Raw genomic sequence first — 18,225 nt, 5'->3', positions numbered from 1 at the left:
TCGGGGGCTTCGCTGCGTTTGCTGAAAAGCGGCTGGAATGCCCTTAGCGGGCGCCGGACAGGAGTCCGGTGGAGAGTTCGTCGTTCAGCTCCGAGCTGAGGTCGCGCTCCAGGTCGCGGCCGTAGCGCTGGGAGAATTCCTGCGGCACGGTGTCCGGCACGGCGACGCCTTCGGCGACTGCCACCCGGTCGCTGACCTCGCGGAGCATGGTGGACAGCGGAACGTCCAGGGCCGAGCAGATCGAGGAGAGGAGCTCGGAGGAAGCTTCCTTCTGGCCGCGCTCCACTTCGCTGAGGTAACCCAGGGAAACGCGGGCGCTGTGCGAAACTTCACGGAGCGTGCGCCCCTGGCGCTGGCGGACATCGCGCAGGACATCACCGATTTCGTGACGAAGTACAACCATCTTGCGCTCCTTCTGTTCGCTCTTAGCCTGATCGGCGAGGCCCACATCCTTCCAGCGGACAACGCCGTTTACGGATACGGGCTGCTTTACCATCTGTATCGCCTTGCTCCCTCTTATGTCAGGTCCGCGGAGATGCGGGCCAACGTGGTGATTTCATCCTAGGCGCCTCCGCTCTTCGGAAGCGACACAATGTAATAACTAATCGCCGGTGGCATTTGTTCCCGGCTACTTTACGTCCGGTAACTATGTGGCGCATCCCACAGGCAGCACTCAAAGGGTTGCCGGGAATGGTGTTACGCCTGGGCGGCCAGCGCAGCCAGCAACCGTTCGAGGGAGGCAGCGCACGCCTGGCCGCGGATTTCCGCCCGGCTCCCGGCGAACGAATAACCAAACGCTTCAGCGCCGGCCGCGGTGGCGACACCGATGTAAACGGTTCCCACGGGTTTGCCGTCGTGCGGTTCCGGGCCTGCCACGCCGGTGGTGGACACGCCGATGCCGGCGCCGAGGACGGTCCGGGCGCCTGCCGCCATGGCGGCGGCGACGTCCGCGTCCACGGATCCGGCGCTGGCCAGGAGGCTGCCGGAGACGTGCAGGACCTCTTCCTTCACCGAGTTCCGGTACGCCACCACCCCGCCTTGCAGCATGCCTGATGCGCCGGGGGTGTCGGCCAGGATGGCGGAGACCATCCCCGCGGTCAGGGATTCGGCCGTTGCCACGGTGGTTCCGGCGTCGAGCGCCGCCGCGACCGCCTGCCCGGCCAGCAGGTGCAGGCTGCTCATGGTGCTGCCGGACCGTTGCCGGTTTTGGCCTGCAGTTTGCCTTTGGTCCGGAGGCGCAGTGCTTCAACGACGTATTCGACGCCGGTCCAGACCGTGATGGCCACGGCCGCCAGCATCACGGCCAGCGCCACCCAGGTCAGCCAGCCGGCAATGGCGGCGAGCGGCAGCAGGTACAGGAAGATGGCCAGCGTCTGGACCACCGTTTTCAGCTTCCCGCCGCGGGAGGCTGGGATCACGCCGTAGCGGATCACCACAAAGCGCAGCGCCGTGATCCCCCATTCACGGACCAGGATCACCACGGTGACCCACCAGGGCAGCTCACCAAGGACGGAAAGCATCACCAGCGCGGACCCAATAAGCATCTTGTCGGCGATGGGGTCGGCGATTTTGCCGAAGTCGGTGATGAGGTTCCGGCTCCTGGCGATGTCGCCGTCGAGCTTGTCCGTGTAGATCGCGACGGCGAACACGGCCACTGCCGCCCAGCGCCACGGCCCGGAGGTGCTTTCCAGGCCAGGCGCGTCGGCAAGCAGGAACCAGACAAAGAAGGGCACCAGGGCGATGCGGATCATGGTCAGGATGTTGGGCAGGTTCCAGACCCCGGCACGGCTGGAGCCGGCGGCGGTTGCATCGGTGCTAGTCACCCTCCTAGGCTACCTGCCACCGCCTAGCGTCCGGTCAGCGACCAGGCGTCCTCGGAACCTTCGTCGTCATCTCCGTAGCCTCCCGGGGCCGAATCCGAGCCGTCGTAATATTCCACGTTCTGCTTGCGCTGGTCCAGATCTGCGGCCACCAGGTCCTCGGCGTAGCCGCCCTGGGCGACGTTCGCGTTGGCGTTATCACTGAGCGCCGCAGTCTGGGCGTCGGGTGTGGCCGGTGCTTCCTGGCCCTTCATGGCAGCGAGGACGGGGGCGAGATCGTCAGGCTTGACCAGGACGTCGCGGGCCTTGGATCCTTCGGAGGGGCCCACTACTCCCCTGGACTCCAGCAGGTCCATCAGCCGGCCCGCCTTCGCGAAGCCCACACGCAGTTTCCGCTGGAGCATGGAGGTGGAGCCGAACTGGGTGGTGACCACCAGTTCGGTGGCCTGCAGCAGGACCTCGAGGTCGTCCCCGATGTCGTCGTCGATCTGCTTCTTCTGCGCCTCGGGGGCAACATCGTCACGGTAGACGGCCTTCAACTGGCCCTTGACGTGTTCCACCACCTTGTGGATTTCCGATTCGGTGACCCAGGCGCCCTGGACACGCATGGCCTTGGAGGCGCCCATGGGCAGGAACAGCGCGTCACCCTGGCCAATCAGCTTCTCGGCGCCGGGCTGGTCAAGGACCACGCGGGAGTCCGTCACGGAGGACGTGGCGAAGGCCATGCGGGAGGGCACGTTGGCCTTGATCAGGCCGGTGACAACATCCACGGAGGGCCGCTGGGTGGCGAGCACCAGGTGGATGCCGGCGGCGCGGGCCAACTGGGTGATGCGGACAATGGAATCCTCAACATCGCGCGGGGCCACCATCATGAGGTCGGCGAGCTCATCCACGATCACCAGCAGGTACGGGTACGGCCGGATGACCCGCTTGGAATCGACGGGCGGCTGGACTTTGCCGGCGCGGACGGCCTTGTTGAAGTCGTCGATGTGCTTGAAACCGTAGTTGGCCAAGTCGTCGTAGCGGGCATCCATTTCCCTGACCACCCACTGCAGCGCCTCGGCGGCCTTTTTGGGGTTGGTGATGATGGGGGTGATCAGGTGCGGGACACCTTCATAGGCGGTGAGCTCCACACGCTTGGGGTCCACCATAACCATCCGCACCTCGTCCGGGGTGGCCCGCATGAGGATGGAGGTGATCATCGAGTTCACAAATGAGGACTTACCGGCACCGGTGGCACCGGCCACCAGCAGGTGGGGCATTTTGGCGAGGTTGGCCACCACGTAGCCGCCCTCAACGTCCTTGCCCACACCCATCACCATGGGGTGGTCGGTGCGGCGGGCGTTCTGGCTGCGGAGCACGTCGCCGAGCGAGACCGTCTCGCGGTCCGTGTTGGGGATTTCGATCCCGATGGCGGACTTTCCCGGGATGGGGCTCAGGATGCGCACATCGCTGGAGGCAACGGCGTAGGAGATGTTTTTGGACAGGGCCGTAACCCGCTCCACCTTGGTGCCCGGCGAAAGTTCAATCTCGTACCGGGTCACGGTTGGGCCGCGGCTGAACCCGGTGACCTGGGCCTCGACATTAAACTGGGTCAGGGTTTCCGTGAGGGAGGCAACAATGGCGTCGTTGGCTTCGGTGCGTTCCTTGGGGATGGACCCGGGGGTCAGGACGTCCGACGACGGCAGGGTGTAGGTAACGTCGCCGGCCAGGGACAGCTGCTCGGTGCGCTGCGGGATGGGGGTGGGCGGCGGCGCGGGCGTGACCGGCTTGGCCGGAACGTGCGGGGCTGCGGCGGGCGCCGCGGAGGCTGCCAGGCCGGCTGCGGCCATGCCGGGCGTGATCAGCGGGATGGACTCCGTGGCGTTCCCGGCCGGCGCGGCGGCGCTGCCCAGGCCCTGGGCCGCCTTGATCTTCTCGACGGCGATTTCCGCCTGGGTGGGACGGCGGACGCCCGGGGCCGGGCGGCCCTTCTTCGGTGCTTCAGCGTCGTCATCGATCACTGCATGCTCGAAGGCCTCGTCCCCGACGTAGCCCTCCAAACCTGTATCGCCGTCGTCGTCCCTGCCGAAGAGGCGGCGCTTCTTCTTTTTGGGTGCCGCCGGTGCCGGGCGCTCCAGGTAGCTGCGGTCGTGGGTGTCGCTGTCCCCGTCCTGTTCCATCAGGTCGATGCCCATCAGGTGCTCGTAGCCGCCGCGGAGCCGCCGCGGGATCGCGCCGAAGGGGGTGGCGGTGATGATGAGCAGCGACACGAAGGCCACCACGCCATAGGCCACCAGGGGCACGGCGGGGTGGATGGCAGCCAGGGGGGTCGCGGCCAGGAAGCCGAGCATGCCGCCGGCCTGCCGGAGTCCGTCGAAGCCCTGCGCCACGGTGGGCTGGCCGCCGATGACGTGGGCCAGGCCGCTGCCGGCGAAGGTCATGATCAGGAAGCCGATGCCCACCCGGTTGTTGCCGCGCCCGTCGGACGGACTACGGAACAGCCGGAACGCGCACACAAAAAGCATCAGCGGCAGCAGCAGTGACATCCAGCCGAAGGTGCCGTTGACAACGGCGTAGACGGCGTCGGGGAACCAGCCGGTGAGGCCCCACCAGGCAAAGGTGGCGATGAAGACGCCAAGGGCCAGGTTGAACAGGGCTGCGCCGTCGCGGCGTTCCTCCGCGGGGAGGTCGCTGACGTCGTGGCCGATCCGGCGTACGCCGCCGCCCACCAGGTGCCCGATGCCCAGCCAGGCACCACCCACCACCCGCAGCAGCCAGGGCTGGTGGTGCTCGACGACGGGAAGCTGGCGGGTGCGCTGGGAACCAGCGGAGCCGGCAGCCCGGCCGGTCCGGGCGGCAGCCGCGCCGGAACCGCGGCCCGTGGAGCCGCCGGATTTGTTGCCGGAGCTGCCCTTGCCGGTCCCGTTGGGCGCGGAAGTAGTACGTGTGGCCATGGTAGCCACGGTACCCGAACCGGGCCGGTATTCCGCGGATTTCGGGCCCTTCAGGGTGCGGTTCCACGCAGGAAGGCCCGGTTCCGAAGAACCGGGCCTTCCTGGCGGGGGTAAGGCGCCCTACGCTTCGAGCACCACGGGGATGATCATCGGCTTGCGGCGGAGCTTGCGGTTGACCCACGTGCCCACCACCCGGCGGACCACCTGCTGCAGCTGGTGGCTGGTGTGGTCGGTGCGGTTCAGCACTGCCTCTTCCAGGGCGGCGTTGATCTTGGGAATGATCTCATCGAAGACGGAATCATCTTCGGCGACGCCGCGGGCGTGGATTTCGGGGCCGGAGACCACCTTGCCGGTGGTCCGGTTGATCACGGTGATGATGGAAATGAATCCTTCGTCGCCCAAGGTCTGGCGATCCTTGAGGTCCGCTTCCGTGACTTCACCCACGCTGGAACCGTCGACGTAGACAAAACCGACCTCGACCTGGCCCACCACGTCTGCGCGGTGGTCCTTGAGGTCGATGACGGTGCCGTTGTCGGCGAGGATCACACTGGCCTCGGGAACGCCGGATTCGATGGCGATCTTGCCATTGGCCATCAGATGGCGGGTTTCGCCGTGGACCGGCATGGCGTTCAGCGGCTCGAGGATGTTGTAGCAGTACAGCAGTTCGCCCGCGGCGGCGTGGCCGGAGACGTGGACCTTCGCATTGCCCTTGTGGATCACGTCGGCGCCGAGCTTCAGCAGGCCGTTGATGATCCGGAAGACGGCGTTTTCGTTGCCGGGAATGAGGCTGGAGGCCAGGATGACGGTGTCGCCGTCACCCACCACCACCCTGTGGTCACCGTTGGCCATGCGGGACAGCGCCGCCATGGGCTCGCCCTGCGAGCCGGTGGACATCAGGACCACGCGGTTGTCCGGCAGGTTATCGATGTTCTTGATGTCCACAATCAGGCCTGAAGGGACGTCAAGGTAGCCAAGCTTCTCCGCGATGGCCATGTTGCGCACCATGGAGCGGCCCACAAAGGCCACCTTCCGGTTGTGCTTGGCCGCGGCGTCAAGGACCTGCTGGACGCGGTGCACGTGCGAGGAGAACGAGGCGACGATGATCCGCTTGCTGGCCTGGCCGAACAGCCGTTCCAGCGTGGGGCCGATTTCCTTTTCCGCGGTGGTGAAGCCGGGGACGTCGGCGTTGGTGGAGTCCGACATAAACAGGTCAACGCCCTCTTCGCCGAGCTTGGCAAAGTGCCGGAGGTCGGTGATGCGGCCGTCCAGGGGCAGCTGGTCCATCTTGAAGTCGCCCGTGTGCAGGACCGTGCCGCCTGCGGTGCGGATGAAGACGGCCAGGGCGTCCGGGATTGAGTGGTTGACGGCAACGAATTCGCATTCGAACGGACCGAACTTCTCCACTTGCCCTTCCTCGACGGTCAGGGTGTAGGGCCGGATGCGGTGTTCCTGCAGCTTGGCCTCGATGAGGGCAAGCGTGAGCTGCGAGCCCACCAGCGGGATGTCGGCGCGCAGCCGGAGCAGGTACGGAACGGCGCCGATGTGGTCTTCGTGGCCGTGCGTGAGGACCACGGCGACGATGTCGTCGAGACGGTCCTCGATGTAGGAGAAATCGGGCAGGATCAGGTCCACGCCGGGCTGGGTTTCCTCAGGGAAGAGGACACCGCAGTCCACGATCAGCAGCTTGCCGTCGATTTCGAACACGGCCATGTTCCGGCCGATCTCCCCGAGTCCGCCCAGGGGGACGATCCGCAGCGTGCCCTGGGGCAGGCGGGGAGGAGTAACGAGGCCGGTGAGGGCGACTTGGGTCATAGTGCACTTCTTTCCAGGCGGAAGGTGCGGGTCAGCGTTTTCAGGAGAAGACCAGCCCCGCTTCCGCCAAATCCCCGCGGATGGTTTCGATCTCGGCTTCGTCCGGCTCCACGAGGGGCAAACGGACAATCGAGTTGGGCAGGACTCCCTGCCATTTAAGAATCTGTTTGGCTGCGACGGCGCCCTGGACCCGGGTCATGGTGGCGCGGACCACGGGCAGCAGTTCGGCGTTGATCTTCCGGGCGGTGCCGAGGTCGTTGGCGTTGACGGCGTTGATGAGTTCGCGGAACCGGCGGGTGGCCACGTGCGTGGTGACACCGACGAGGCCGACCGCGCCGAGGGCCATCCAGGGCAGCGTCAGTCCGTCGTCGCCCGAGTAGAACGCGAGGTCGGTTTCGGCCATTACGCGTGCGGCGGCGACGAAGTCGGCCTTGGCGTCCTTGACGGCGACGATGTTGTGGTGCTGCGCCAGGCGGATCATGGTGTCCGGTTCGATGGCGATGGAGGAGCGGCCGGGAATGTCGTAGAGCATCACGGGAACGTCGACGGCGTTGGCGACGGCCTCGAAGTGCGCCCTGATGCCGGCCTGGCTGGGCTTGTTGTAGTAAGGGGTCACCAGGAGCAGGCCGTCGACGCCGAGGGCTGCGGCTTCCTGGGAGAGGTGGACCGAGTGTGCCGTGTCGTTGGTGCCGGTACCGGCGATGATGGCGGCCCGGTCCCCCACAGCTTCCTTGACGGCACGGAACATGCCGAGGTTTTCCGCATCCGTGAGGGTGGAGGTTTCGCCGGTGGTTCCGGTGACCACCAGGCCGTCGCAGCCGTCATCCACAAGCTTGGTGGCGAGCGCCTTTGCCTGCTCGTAGTCCACTGCGCCGTCCTTGGTGAACGGAGTAACCATGGCAGTCAGGAGTGAACCAAGGGCAGGGGTGTGCGCGGAAAAGTCAGACATGGAAAAAACGTTACCCTGTCCCATGCTGGTTAGGACAATGCCACGGGCGTGATGAACGTCAAACAACCGGCTTCATAAGTCATGATGGGGCTTCCGAAGCCGCTTTGCGGTGCTGGCGGGTGGCCGCCTGCCCCGGGAAGCCGCTCTGCGGACGGGCGTGGGAGGCTCAGGCCGGCCGTTGCTCCGGCGCGTGGCAGTATCTTCCAACGGCTGCCTGCCGAAGGTTTTCGGCCCAGTCGGCCAGCCGCTGGGCGGCCCTGACGTAATTGAAGAGCTCCAGCGGAGTGAGGGCGTCAAGGTCCGTCTCGGCCAGCCGGCGCGCGAGCTCAGCACCCTCCGGCTGTGCAGTGAGGCTGATGCCCTCGTTGGCCCATTGGACGTCCTCGGCCGGCCTGCCGGCTACGAGCTGCCGGAAAAGGTAGTCGACGGTGCCCGGACTCATGGCTTTCATAAGCCCCGTACTGCCGGTTTCGGGGGCAGGGACCCGGTGTGGTGGAGTGTGCATGCGGGTCAGTCTATTCGAACATATATTCGAATTCAAGGGTGCGCACCCGGGATGGAATGGGCCGCTGGATAATCCGCCCGGGACCTGGGCCTTGTGGCTTGAGCGCTGCGGGGCCGCAGCCCTTCATGGCCCGGTATGAGACGATCTGGTCATGACTTCCAGCCGTCAGGCCCGATCGACCGGGAAGACCGGAAAGCCCACCGGCCGGCCAGCGACAGGGCGGCTTTACGGCATCGACGCTGCCCGGGGCCTGGCCCTGCTGGGCATGATGGCCACCCACCTGCTGGCCACGTTTGAACAGAACGCCAACCTGACCCCCACCTGGATTGGCCTGGCCTTTTCCGGCCGGGCAGCAGCCCTGTTTGCTGTCCTTGCCGGTGTGGGCCTCGCCCTGTCCACCGGAAAGCACCAGCCCCTGGCCGGGTCGCCGCTGTGGGCAGCCCGGCGGGGTGTGGCACTGCGCGCCCTGGTGATTGCCGCCGTCGGGCTCACCCTGGGCGGGCTGGAAGTGAACCTGGCCATCATCCTGGTCCATTACGCGTTGCTGTTCCTGTGCGTCCTGCCCTTCATGGGGTTGGGATTAAGGCCCTTGTGCGCCTGGGCGGCAGGCTGGCTCCTCGTCTCACCGGTCCTGGCGTACCTGCTTCGGCCCTGGCTGCTGGCGGGTACTCCCCCGCTGAAACTGGGACACAACCCTTCCTGGGAGGATCTGGGGACCCCGGCGCGGCTGCTCGCTGACCTGTTTTTCACGGGTTACTACCCCGTCTTCCAATGGTTGTCGTACCTGTTGGTGGGCCTGGTGATCGGCCGGCTGGCGCTCAGCAAGGCCCAGGTTCCCGTCCTGCTCCTGGTGGGCGGAACCGTCACCGCGGTCCTGGCGAAAACCCTTGGAGTTACGGCCATGGAGAACTGGGGCGGCAGGGCAGCACTGGAGGACCTGCTGAACGCGCCCGGCTATCCGCTGAAGAGCGTCCTGCAGGTCAACCTCACGGGGATACCCCAGGAGGGGTCCTGGTGGTGGCTGGCGTCGGCAGCACCGCATTCAGGGACCACCCTGGACCTGTTGCACACGTCCGCCGTGGCCGCGGCCGTGATCGGTGCTTGCCTGCTGCTGGGCAGGCTGGCCGAATGGGTGGACCTTGACCTGCTGCTGCCGTTCCGCGGCGCCGGCGCCATGACGCTGACGCTCTATACCCTCCACGTATGGGTGGTCTCCGCCCTCTACCTCAAGCCGCTCCCTGCGGGGTGGACGGAGGAGGGCATGTACTTCGCGCAGGCGGGCGCTGCCGTTGCCGTGGGCGTGCTGTTCGCGCTCCTTAAATGGCGGGGCCCACTGGAGCTGCTGGGCCACGCGGCGAACCGGGCCGGCCGGGGCAGCCAGGCCGGCTGACCCAGGCCGGCTCCCATGCCCGAACGCACCCCTGGGAATTCCCGGGACGAACTCCCGGGCAACCGGCCGCACAGCACCGGCTAAGCGTGTGGCACCCCTCAGTGCGCCGCACCGGGTCAGCGCACACCACCCTGTCAGGCGGGGACTTTGCCCTGGAACAGCTTGACGGCATCACGCATCGAGGCGCGGGCACGTTTCCGGTCGCCCGCGGCGTCATAGGCGCAGCTGAGCCTGAACCAGGAACGCCAGTCACCGGGGGCAGCCTCGGCTTCGGCTTTGTATTTTTCGAATTCGGCATCAGCGGCGGACCTGATGATCCGGCCCGCAGGCGTGCGGGGCAGGTCGTCCACGGGCAGGCCACCCTCGGCGGCGAGGACGTTGGCCATCTGCTCGGTGCGGGCACCAAACATCAGCTCACGGATCATGGCCCAGGCGCCAATGATGGGGAGCACCAGGTAGGCGGCACCGATCGCCTTGGCCGCCAGGTTGTTGTCCGCCAGCAGCAGGATGGAGCGCTGGAACGACACCACAAGGTAGAACACCAGCAGCAGCGTAACCGCGCCAACCCAGATTTTGGTGCGGTTCTTTCGGAATCCCGCAAAAAACGCCTTCACTGCCTACAGCCCCAGATCCAGGTAGCCGTCCAGGCCCACAGTCAGGCCGGGGTGGTCCGCAACGCTGCGGACACCCAGCAGGACGCCGGGCATAAAGGACGCCCGGTCGAAGGAGTCGTGCCGGAGGGTGAACTGCTCACCGGGTCCGCCCAGCAAGACTTCCTGGTGCGCCACCAGGCCGCGGAGGCGGACGCTGTGCACGCGGACCCCGTCGACGTCGCAGCCGCGGGCGCCGGCAAGTTCGCTGGTGGTGGCGTCGGGGCTGGCCGGCACCTTCGCGGCACTGCGCTCGGCCGCGATCAGCTGGGCGGTGCGCACGGCGGTACCGGACGGGGCATCCACCTTGTCCGGGTGGTGCAGCTCGATGATCTCCACCGATTCAAAGTAACGGGAAGCCTTGGCGGCGAACGCGGACGCAAGCACAGAGCCCAGGGCAAAGTTGGGCGCAATCAGCACCCCGGTTTCCGGATGCTCCGCCAGCAGGGCCTCCAGGGCGGAGAGCCGGTGGGCATCCCAGCCCGTGGTGCCCACCACAGCGTGCATGTTGTGCTCCACGGCGAAGCGGACGTTCTCCTCGGTGCTTTCGGGAACCGTCAGGTCCACCACATACTGCGCGCCGGCGGCGGCAACCCGGTCCAGGGAATCGCCGCGGCCCAGTGCCGCGACAAGCTCCATGTCCGCTGCTGCGTGGATGGCTTTTACGGCTTCGGCGCCCATACGGCCATTGGCGCCCAGCACGGCCACCAGCTTGGGATCGGGGTGTTTTTGGGTCATGGGTTAACCCTACCGGTGGGCCCGGCGCGCACTGGAACCGGGCGGTGTGCGTTACCTCGCAGGAACAGCAGTGAGCGGCGGTCCGGGAAGCCTCTCCGTGGCGCCGGTCAGCTGCCGGCGCCCACCCATTCCACGGTGCCGTCGGAGAAGAACTGTTCCTTCCAGATGGGCACCTGGTCCTTGATCCGGTCCACCAGTTCCGAGCAGACCGCGAAAGCCTGGCCGCGGTGGGCGGCGGAGACGGCGCAGACCAGGGCTGGGTCGCCGATTTCCAGCGTACCGATCCGGTGCGCGGCCCAGATCCTGACCGGTTGGGCGGGCGTGCCGGTTTCCGCTCCCCCAGCGGCGGCCGACTGCTCCGCCACAAGGCGGGCAACGACGTCGGCCATCACCTGGTGCGCGGTGGGATGCGCGCTGTAGCTGAGCCGGTCCACGGGCTTGCCGCCGTCGTGGTTGCGGACCACGCCGGAGAAGCTGACCACGGCGCCGGCGGTGTCGCTTTCCACAGCCGCGATGGCGTGGTCCACGGAAATGGGGTCGGCGCTCAGGACCGCGGAGACCACCTCGAAGGTTGATTCAGTGGCCATGTCCGCCGTCCAGTTGGTCGCAGAGGTGACCCAGCACGGGATCCAGGACGTGCAGGCCGTCCATGACCCCCTTGGGCGAGCCCGGCAAGTTGACGATGAAGGTGCTGCCGGCCGCGCCGGCGTGCCCGCGGCTGAGCGCTGCAAGCGGGGTCTTTTCCGCTCCGGCGCGCCGGATGGCCTCCATAATGCCCGGGATCTCCCGGTCCAGGAGGGGCAGGGTGACGTCAGGGGTGCGGTCGTCCGGGCTGAGGCCCGTGCCGCCGCTGGTAATCACGACGGCGGGGTGCTGGGTCAGCAGGGCGCGGATGGCTGCGCCCACAGGCTCGCCGTCGGGAACCACCATGGCGGGAAACACCTCAAAGCCGTGTTCGGTCAGCCAGTCCGTGATCACGGGGCCGGTTTCGTCGGTATAGATTCCGGCGGCGGCCCGCGTGGAGGCTATCACCACACCGGCTTTGCGGCCCTGCACCTCGCCGTGGGTGTGGGGTTCCGCCGGGGCGGCGGGGCGGGCCGGGGACTGCTCGCCGGTGCTTGGATCGTTGCCGGCCGCGGCGTGCGGGTGCGCGCCGGAACCGGCGTCCGGGGTGGAGGTGCTCACAGGGTCCAGTCTCCGCTCTTGCCGCCGCTTTTCGCGAGGACCTTGATGTCCGTCAGGACCGCGTGTTTGTCCACGGCCTTGATCATGTCGTACACGCTGAGGGCCGCGACACTCACCGCGGTGAGCGCTTCCATCTCCACCCCGGTGACGCCGCGGGTCTTAACGGTGGCGTTCACGGTGACGGCCGCTGCTTCCAGTTCAAAGTCAACGGTGACCTTCGCCAGCGGCAAGGGGTGGCACAAAGGAATGAGCTCGGGGGTCTTTTTGGCGGCCATAATGCCGGCCACCCGGGCGACGGCGAGCGCATCGCCCTTGGGCAGTCCGCCGGAGCCGAGCAGGCCCATTACTTCGGCGGTGGTCTGCACGGTGGCGGTGGCGGTGGCCTCGCGGGTGGTCTCGGCCTTGGCGGAGACATCCACCATCTGGGCGGTGCCATCGGTACGCAGGTGCGTCAGGGCGGCGGGGGTCGGTTCAGGATTCACAGCATCCATACTTCCACCTCTTCCCCTGCGCCGAGCGCGGAGACGCCCTCCGGGACATGCACCAGGACGTTGGAGCCTGCCAGGGCGTGCAGGAGGTGTGAGCTTTCGCCACCCTCCAGCCGGACCGTGCCGTCCGGGGCGAGGCTGCCGCGGCGGACCTGGTGCTTGTTTGCCGGCGAGGACAGGCTGTGGCCCAGCCTGGCGCGCAGGGGCAACCGGACAGCCGGTGAGCCGAACAGGGCCGAAAGCGCCGGGCGGAGGAACATCTCAAAGGACACCAGGGCGCTGACCGGGTTTCCCGGAAAGCCAAGGAACGGGATGCCGTCGAAGGTGCCGATGCCCTGGGGCCCGCCCGGTTGCATTGCCACGTGCAGGAACTCCACGGGTTCGTCCGCCATGGCCTGCCGCACCACCTCGTAGGCACCCTTGCTGACACCGCCGGTGGTGACGATCAGGTCCGCTGCGGCGCCTTCGGTGCGCAGCAGTTCCCGGAAGTGAACCGGGTTGTCCGTGGCGATGCCGGCACGCAGCACCCGCAGGCCCGCCTGCGTCATGGCGGCTTCAAGAAGGGTGCCGTTGGCGTCGTAGATCCGCCCTGGCGCCAGGGGTTTGCCCGGTTCCACTACCTCGTCGCCGGTGGTCACCAGGAGCACAGTGACTTTGCTGTGCACGGTGGCCTCCGGGAGGCCCAGGGCTGCCAGGAGCCCCAACTGCGCGGGGCCAAGGAAGGTCCCCGCCGCCAGTACCTGCTGACCGGCGGTCACGTCGCTGCCCGTAGCCCGGACAAAGGTCCCCGGCGCCACGGCCGGCAGCTGGACGGTCCCCTTCCCACCCGGCGCCAGGAAACGGTCCGGAACGGCGCGTTCGATCTGTACCACGGCGTCGGCACCGGCCGGGATCGGAGCGCCGGTCATGATGGGTGCCGCCGTTCCCGGTGCCAGCGGCTGCGGACTTTGCCCCGCTGGAACGGGAGCGGCTATGCGGAGCTCCGCGCCGCCGTCGGACACGTCAGCGGACCGCACCGCGTATCCGTCCATCTGCGAATTGGCGAAGGGCGGCAGGCTGACGGGGGCGATCACCCCGTCAACCAGGGCACGGCCCAGGGCCTGCACCAGCGGAAGGACTTCCGTCCGTCCGTCGGAGCTGAGTGCAGTCAACAGTTGCCGCACTGCAGCCGTGTGCGCGGCGACGGAACGTGCGCCGTGGTGGGAATGGCCGGCGGAGTGCTGGCTGGTCATGGGTGCGCCTTCGGTTGCGGCCATCAGGATTTCACGTCAACTCTAACCGTGTGGAAACCCGTGGCTCCGTCCGGCGCGACGGGCCTGCCTGCCTCGTCCTGCGCCTTGCCGTTGAGATCCGTGGCCCGGACCTGGAGTTCGTACTGGCCGGGCGTGAGGTCCACCCCGAGCTGCCATTGGTACCAGGTGTCCACGGAGATCCCGGGGGCCAGGCCGGCTTCCTGCCACGGCCCGCGGTTGATCCGTACTTCCACTTTGCCGATGCCGGTGTGCTGGGCCCAGGCCACCCCGCCCACCATGACTGTGCCTGCAGCGACGGACGCGTTGCTGCGGGGGACATCGATCCGGGAGGAGATCTTGATGGGTCCGCGTTCGGACCAGCCGCGGGGCGTCCAGTAGCCCTCGTCATCGGCGAAGCGCGTCAGCTTCAGTTCCGTCACCCATTTGGTCGCGGAGACGTAGCCGTAGAGGCCCGGGACGATCATCCGGACGGGAAAGCCGTGTTCCACGGGCAGCGGCTCGCCGTTCATACCCACCGCGAGCAAGGCATCCCGGTTGTCGGTGAGGGCTTCGAGGGGTGTGCCGGCGGTCCAGCCATCAGCGCTGCGGGAGAGCACCATGTCAGCACCGGCCTGCGGCCCGGCCAGGGTGAGGAGTTCCCGGATGGGCCAGCCCAGCCAGCGGGCGTTGCCGATCAGGTCGCCACCTACGTTGTTGGACACGCAGGCGATGGTGACGTGGCGTTCGGTCAGGGGCTTGGCCATCAGGTCCGCGAAGCTGAGCTCCACGTTGCGGTCGACCAATCCGGTGACCTTCAGCGTCCACGTATCGGGGTTGATGGTGGGTACGGCGAGTGCGGTGTCAATGCGGTAGAAATCATCGTTGGGCGTAACGAGCGGCTGCATGCCGGCCAGGCCTGTCTCCGCTCCTGCGGGGATGGCCGGTGCCGGGGCCGCGGGTGACGGGAGGCTGATGCGGGCCCTGGCTTCGCGGACCCCGTCCGCGGCGTTCCGCCAGATCCCCGCCAGCGTCCCGCCCACGGCGGTGGCCACGGCGCCGCCACCGAGCACCTGCAGGAAGCGGCGGCGGTTGGCGGCAACAGTGCCGGACGTAGTTCCCGGTTCTTTTGGCCCTAGCCAGGCCTGGAGCCTGCGGATGAGGAAGCTCAGCAGGAAACCGGCAACCACCGCGGTGACCACGGGCATGGCCAGGGCGACGGGCGTCAGCTGCGCACGGGTGAGGACGGCAGCGACGCCGGCGAGGCCGAAGATCCCTGCGACCGCCACGCCGGCGTACCGGCGGCGGTCCTCCACCACACCGGCAACGGCGGCCAGCAACGCAATGACCAGGGCCATGCCCACCAGGAGTGCCGCTTTGTCTGCTGTGCCGAACAGCGAAATCGCCCATTCCTTCACGCCGGGCGGAACTGCGTCGATCACCGAGCCACCGACAGCGGTCAGGGGTGACAGGGATGGGCTCACCAGCCCGGCGAGCGTCTCCCCCACAACAACTGCCGCTCCCACGGCCACCACTCCGGCGGCTGCGGCGTAGCGGGAACGGGACACCGGGACGGTTGGGGGTGCGGCCGCCTGGGTGGACTCCTGCGCCTGTTCCCGGCCATTTTCCCGGGCCGTAGGCGGCCCGCTTTCCTGCCCCGCGCCCGGGCCCGACGGCGAAGAACTGCCACCTGCCCGCCCACCGCCAGCGCCGCCGTCGTGCGTTGCCTGATCGTTCCGGGAGATATCCACAAACCCAGCATAGGGCGGTAATTTGCCCCCGGCGGCGGCATCCGGGGATTCACCGGAAACGGTCAGGTCCGTCATCTGGTATGGCGTCCTTGCCGGGGTGGCGTAGCCTGAAATCATGAGTGTCCAGCTAGGCATGCCGCAGCCCCGGGAGGGGACAGACCAGGAGGGCCCCGGCGTGCCCCCGGCCCGGCCGTCAGACGCCCCGGCGGGACTCGCTGACCGTTACGGCCGTCGCGCCACCGACATGCGGCTGTCCCTGACGGACAAGTGCAACCTTCGCTGCACCTATTGCATGCCGGCCGAAGGGCTGGAGTGGCTGGCCAAGCAGGCAGTGATGTCGGCGGACGAAATCATCCGGATTGTCAGGATCGGCGTGGACCACCTTGGCGTCCGCGAACTGCGGCTGACCGGCGGCGAACCGCTGGTGCGCCACGACCTCGTGGACATCATCTCGGCGCTGCGGCGCAACCACCCGGGCCTTCCCATTTCCATGACCACCAACGGTGTTGGGCTGGCCAAAAAAGCTGCGCCGCTCAAGGCTGCAGGCCTGACCCGGATCAACGTGTCGCTGGATACTTTGCATGAGGAAACTTTTACGCAGCTGACCCGCCGGCCGTTCCTGGACCAGGTGCTGGCGGGCGTGGACGCGGCGTGGGCTGCGGGCCTGGGACCCGTCAAGATCAACGCGGTGCTGATGCGCGGCATCAACGACGCCGCATCCCCCTCGCTCCTCGCCTGGGCGGTGGAGCGCGGGTACGAGCTGCGGTTCATCGAACAGATGCCGCTGGACGCCGACCACGGCTGGACCCGGCGCAACATGATCACAGCGGCGGAGATCCGCGAACTGCTCTCCAAGGACTTTGTCCTCAGCCCGGACGGCCGCGCACGTGACGGCGCACCGGCGGAACGCTTTGAAGTACGACGCCGGGAGGCCGGGACCGCGGATCAGTCCGGACCGGTGGTGGGCACCGTGGGAATTATCGCCTCCGTGACGGAGCCGTTCTGTTCCGATTGCCGTCGGACCCGGATCACCGCCGAAGGCAAGATCATGAGCTGCCTGTTCTCGCGCGAGGAATTCGACCTGCTGGGCCTGCTGCGCTCCGGGGCTGACGATGATGCCCTGGCCCGGCGCTGGCAGGATGCGATGTGGATCAAACCCAAAGCCCACGGCATGGACCACGTGGGACTCGACGCTCCGGACTTTGTCCAACCGGATCGCAGCATGAGCGCCATCGGGGGCTGACAGCAATGAACGTACGATACTTCGCTGCCGCGCGCGCTGCCGCAGGCCTGGAGGAAGAGTCCTTCACCTTGCCCGCCGGCGCGTCCGTTGCCGACCTCCTGGCGGCAATCGAAGCCGTGGAACGGAGTGCGCCGCCCGCAGGCACTCCCCCGCTGCCACGCATCCTGGCCCGCTCCAGCTTCCTGTTGAACGAGGTGGCAGTCCGGGACCGGTCCACGGTTGTCGGCGCCGACGACACCGTTGACGTGCTGCCGCCGTTCGCCGGCGGATAGGGCGCTTCGTCCTTTTGTGCGTTACCGGTTGAGGTGGCAATGGTTGGTCGAGTCCGGGCTGCACACTTTGCCGGAAGCTTTGCTGGTCCTGTGGTGCGTGATGTTTGGGTATGTGTTTCAGGAGAGCCGGGGCGCTGTGCCCATGGCCAGTGCCAGCAGTGACGCGCGGCTGTGGACGGCGCCTGCCTGGGAGATCTGCTTGATCTGGTCCCGGACCGTATAGGGGCTGACCGCCTGGGCTGCCGCGATGGCAGCAGTCCTGGCCCCCGCGGCGGCCAGGTCGAGCAGTTCCCCTTGTGGCCGGGTCAGGCCGAAGCACCGGGCAAACATGTCCAGCCTCGCCGCCGGCGAACAGCCATGGATTGTGACTGCGAGTGGCGACGTGCTGCCGGCGGAGAGCGCAGCCATCCTGGTTGCCCGCAGCCACCTGCCGGAGCCGATGCAGACCCGGGCTTCCGGTGCCTGCCTATCCACGCCCGCCCCGCACGCGAGCAGTTGTGCCGCCACGTTCAGCACTTCGCCGGGCACGCCCTGGTGTGGCGGGGGTCCGGGCTGCAGCATTGTCAGCCGTGCCTTGGCTGAAGGGCTGTACCCGACGACTGCCAATCCTTGGCCTAGGGTCAGGATGGCTTGGTCAGGGAGCACGGGATTCCGGTCCCGTTCCGGGATTGTGCCAGGGTCCGTCCCGCAGACCGCTTGGGACTGGCGCCGGCTTCGGGCGGGGTCTTGATGTCCTGGCTATTTCGGGGCCCAGCCGGAAGGTCACACCCCCCTGTTTATGCTGCCTTTATGGACGGTGAAGAGGCTCCAGGCACGGACGGCAGTGGACTCCGTTCCGGCTGCTGTTTGCGGGGCCGCTCCGTCCGGTTTCGCGTCGGATCCGGTTGTCGTACCCCCTTCCTACGCTGGGTTTATGGACGGCAACGAAGCTCCAGAGACGGACGGCAGGGACTCTGTTCCGCCTGCTCCTGGGGTTGATGTTGGCGCTGGTGACAGGCTTGATTCGCGGGCCGTTCCTGCCTCCGGCCAAATTGTCGTACCCCCTGCATATGCTGGTTTTATGGACGGCGACGAAGCTCCAGGCACGGACGGCAGGGACTCTGTTCCGGCTGCTCCCGGGGTTCTTTCTGAGGATGTTTTCGTGGCCGGATCGATTGTCGTACCCCCTTCCTATGCTGGGGTTATGGACGGCAACGAAGCTCCAGAAACGGACGGCAGGGACCCGGTTCCGGGTGCCGCTGTTTCCGGTTCTGGTGG

General features: G+C 67.4%; 19 protein-coding genes. 4 read left to right on the top strand and 15 right to left on the bottom strand.

The annotated features are described in order from the left end of the window. Positions 1-43: 43 nt before the first annotated feature. From ACU18_RS17480 to ACU18_RS17450, 7 genes are all read right to left on the bottom strand, one after another. Complete coding sequence (locus tag ACU18_RS17480; protein WP_050687702.1) at positions 44-496, bottom strand: helix-turn-helix domain-containing protein; 453 nt, start codon at positions 494-496, stop codon at positions 44-46. A 200-nt stretch (positions 497-696) separates the two neighbouring features. Continuing rightward, the gene (locus ACU18_RS17475) at positions 697-1,182 is read right to left on the bottom strand and encodes a CinA family protein (protein WP_050687700.1); all 486 of its coding nucleotides are present in this window, start codon (positions 1,180-1,182) and stop codon (positions 697-699) included. Beyond that, positions 1,179-1,823, bottom strand: coding sequence for a CDP-diacylglycerol--glycerol-3-phosphate 3-phosphatidyltransferase (gene pgsA, locus ACU18_RS17470; protein ID WP_050687698.1), 645 nt, complete (start codon positions 1,821-1,823; stop codon positions 1,179-1,181). Before pgsA ends, ACU18_RS17475 begins: the two co-directional genes overlap by 4 nt. Positions 1,824-1,846: 23 nt before the next feature. Then, entirely contained in the window at positions 1,847-4,756 is a 2,910-nt protein-coding gene (locus tag ACU18_RS17465; protein WP_050687696.1) for an FtsK/SpoIIIE family DNA translocase, read from the bottom strand. Between the two features lie 120 nt (positions 4,757-4,876). Next, positions 4,877-6,568 (bottom strand): ribonuclease J, encoded by a 1,692-nt coding sequence (locus ACU18_RS17460; RefSeq protein WP_050687691.1) that lies wholly within the window; start codon positions 6,566-6,568, stop codon positions 4,877-4,879. A gap of 40 nt (positions 6,569-6,608) precedes the next feature. Next, on the bottom strand, positions 6,609-7,517 hold the full coding sequence (gene dapA / locus ACU18_RS17455) for a 4-hydroxy-tetrahydrodipicolinate synthase (RefSeq protein WP_050687689.1): 909 nt from the start codon (positions 7,515-7,517) through the stop codon (positions 6,609-6,611). A 166-nt stretch (positions 7,518-7,683) separates the two neighbouring features. Continuing rightward, positions 7,684-8,022, bottom strand: a complete 339-nt coding sequence (locus tag ACU18_RS17450; protein WP_050687687.1) for a hypothetical protein — start codon at positions 8,020-8,022, stop codon at positions 7,684-7,686. A 151-nt stretch (positions 8,023-8,173) separates the two neighbouring features. Between ACU18_RS17450 and ACU18_RS17445 the strand changes: the two genes are divergently transcribed. After that, positions 8,174-9,412: a heparan-alpha-glucosaminide N-acetyltransferase domain-containing protein gene (locus tag ACU18_RS17445; RefSeq protein ID WP_050687685.1), complete on the top strand. Its 1,239-nt coding sequence runs from the start codon at positions 8,174-8,176 to the stop codon at positions 9,410-9,412. A 134-nt stretch (positions 9,413-9,546) separates the two neighbouring features. Here the strand turns inward: ACU18_RS17445 and ACU18_RS17440 are convergent, their stop codons facing one another. The 7 genes from ACU18_RS17440 to ACU18_RS17410 all read right to left on the bottom strand — a co-directional run bounded on the left by ACU18_RS17440 (position 9,547) and on the right by ACU18_RS17410 (position 15,528). After that, positions 9,547-10,026, bottom strand: a complete 480-nt coding sequence (locus ACU18_RS17440; RefSeq protein ID WP_050687684.1) for a hypothetical protein — start codon at positions 10,024-10,026, stop codon at positions 9,547-9,549. A gap of 3 nt (positions 10,027-10,029) precedes the next feature. Further along, the gene (dapB, locus tag ACU18_RS17435) at positions 10,030-10,800 is read right to left on the bottom strand and encodes a 4-hydroxy-tetrahydrodipicolinate reductase (RefSeq protein ID WP_050687682.1); all 771 of its coding nucleotides are present in this window, start codon (positions 10,798-10,800) and stop codon (positions 10,030-10,032) included. A gap of 107 nt (positions 10,801-10,907) precedes the next feature. After that, positions 10,908-11,387: a molybdenum cofactor biosynthesis protein MoaE gene (locus ACU18_RS17430; protein ID WP_050687680.1), complete on the bottom strand. Its 480-nt coding sequence runs from the start codon at positions 11,385-11,387 to the stop codon at positions 10,908-10,910. Further along, complete coding sequence (locus tag ACU18_RS17425) at positions 11,377-11,856, bottom strand: MogA/MoaB family molybdenum cofactor biosynthesis protein (RefSeq protein WP_050687708.1); 480 nt, start codon at positions 11,854-11,856, stop codon at positions 11,377-11,379. Before ACU18_RS17425 ends, ACU18_RS17430 begins: the two co-directional genes overlap by 11 nt. A 125-nt stretch (positions 11,857-11,981) precedes the next feature. Next, positions 11,982-12,476 (bottom strand): cyclic pyranopterin monophosphate synthase MoaC, encoded by a 495-nt coding sequence (gene moaC / locus ACU18_RS17420; RefSeq protein WP_050687678.1) that lies wholly within the window; start codon positions 12,474-12,476, stop codon positions 11,982-11,984. Beyond that, positions 12,464-13,705 carry a molybdopterin molybdotransferase MoeA gene (locus ACU18_RS17415; RefSeq protein ID WP_050687707.1) on the bottom strand — a complete coding sequence of 414 codons (1,242 nt, stop codon included), beginning with the start codon at positions 13,703-13,705 and terminating at the stop codon, positions 12,464-12,466. Before ACU18_RS17415 ends, moaC begins: the two co-directional genes overlap by 13 nt. Before the next feature lie 23 nt (positions 13,706-13,728). Continuing rightward, complete coding sequence (locus ACU18_RS17410) at positions 13,729-15,528, bottom strand: molybdopterin-dependent oxidoreductase (RefSeq protein ID WP_082178389.1); 1,800 nt, start codon at positions 15,526-15,528, stop codon at positions 13,729-13,731. A gap of 40 nt (positions 15,529-15,568) precedes the next feature. Between ACU18_RS17410 and moaA the strand changes: the two genes are divergently transcribed. Continuing rightward, positions 15,569-16,696 (top strand): GTP 3',8-cyclase MoaA, encoded by a 1,128-nt coding sequence (gene moaA, locus ACU18_RS17405; RefSeq protein WP_197273614.1) that lies wholly within the window; start codon positions 15,569-15,571, stop codon positions 16,694-16,696. A gap of 5 nt (positions 16,697-16,701) precedes the next feature. Continuing rightward, positions 16,702-16,968, top strand: a complete 267-nt coding sequence (locus ACU18_RS17400; protein WP_050687673.1) for a MoaD/ThiS family protein — start codon at positions 16,702-16,704, stop codon at positions 16,966-16,968. Positions 16,969-17,085: 117 nt separating this feature from the next. Here the strand turns inward: ACU18_RS17400 and ACU18_RS17395 are convergent, their stop codons facing one another. Further along, complete coding sequence (locus tag ACU18_RS17395) at positions 17,086-17,574, bottom strand: hypothetical protein (RefSeq protein ID WP_197273613.1); 489 nt, start codon at positions 17,572-17,574, stop codon at positions 17,086-17,088. 454 nt (positions 17,575-18,028) lie between these two features. Between ACU18_RS17395 and ACU18_RS20295 the strand changes: the two genes are divergently transcribed. Then, a partial coding sequence (locus ACU18_RS20295) for a hypothetical protein (protein ID WP_231686122.1) occupies positions 18,029-18,225 on the top strand: 197 nt, incomplete at its 3' end.

It is taken from the genome of Arthrobacter sp. ZBG10 (assembly GCF_001238605.1).
Classification (GTDB): Bacteria; Actinomycetota; Actinomycetes; order Actinomycetales; family Micrococcaceae; genus Arthrobacter.
This window is presented reverse-complemented; position numbering and strand designations above follow the sequence as displayed.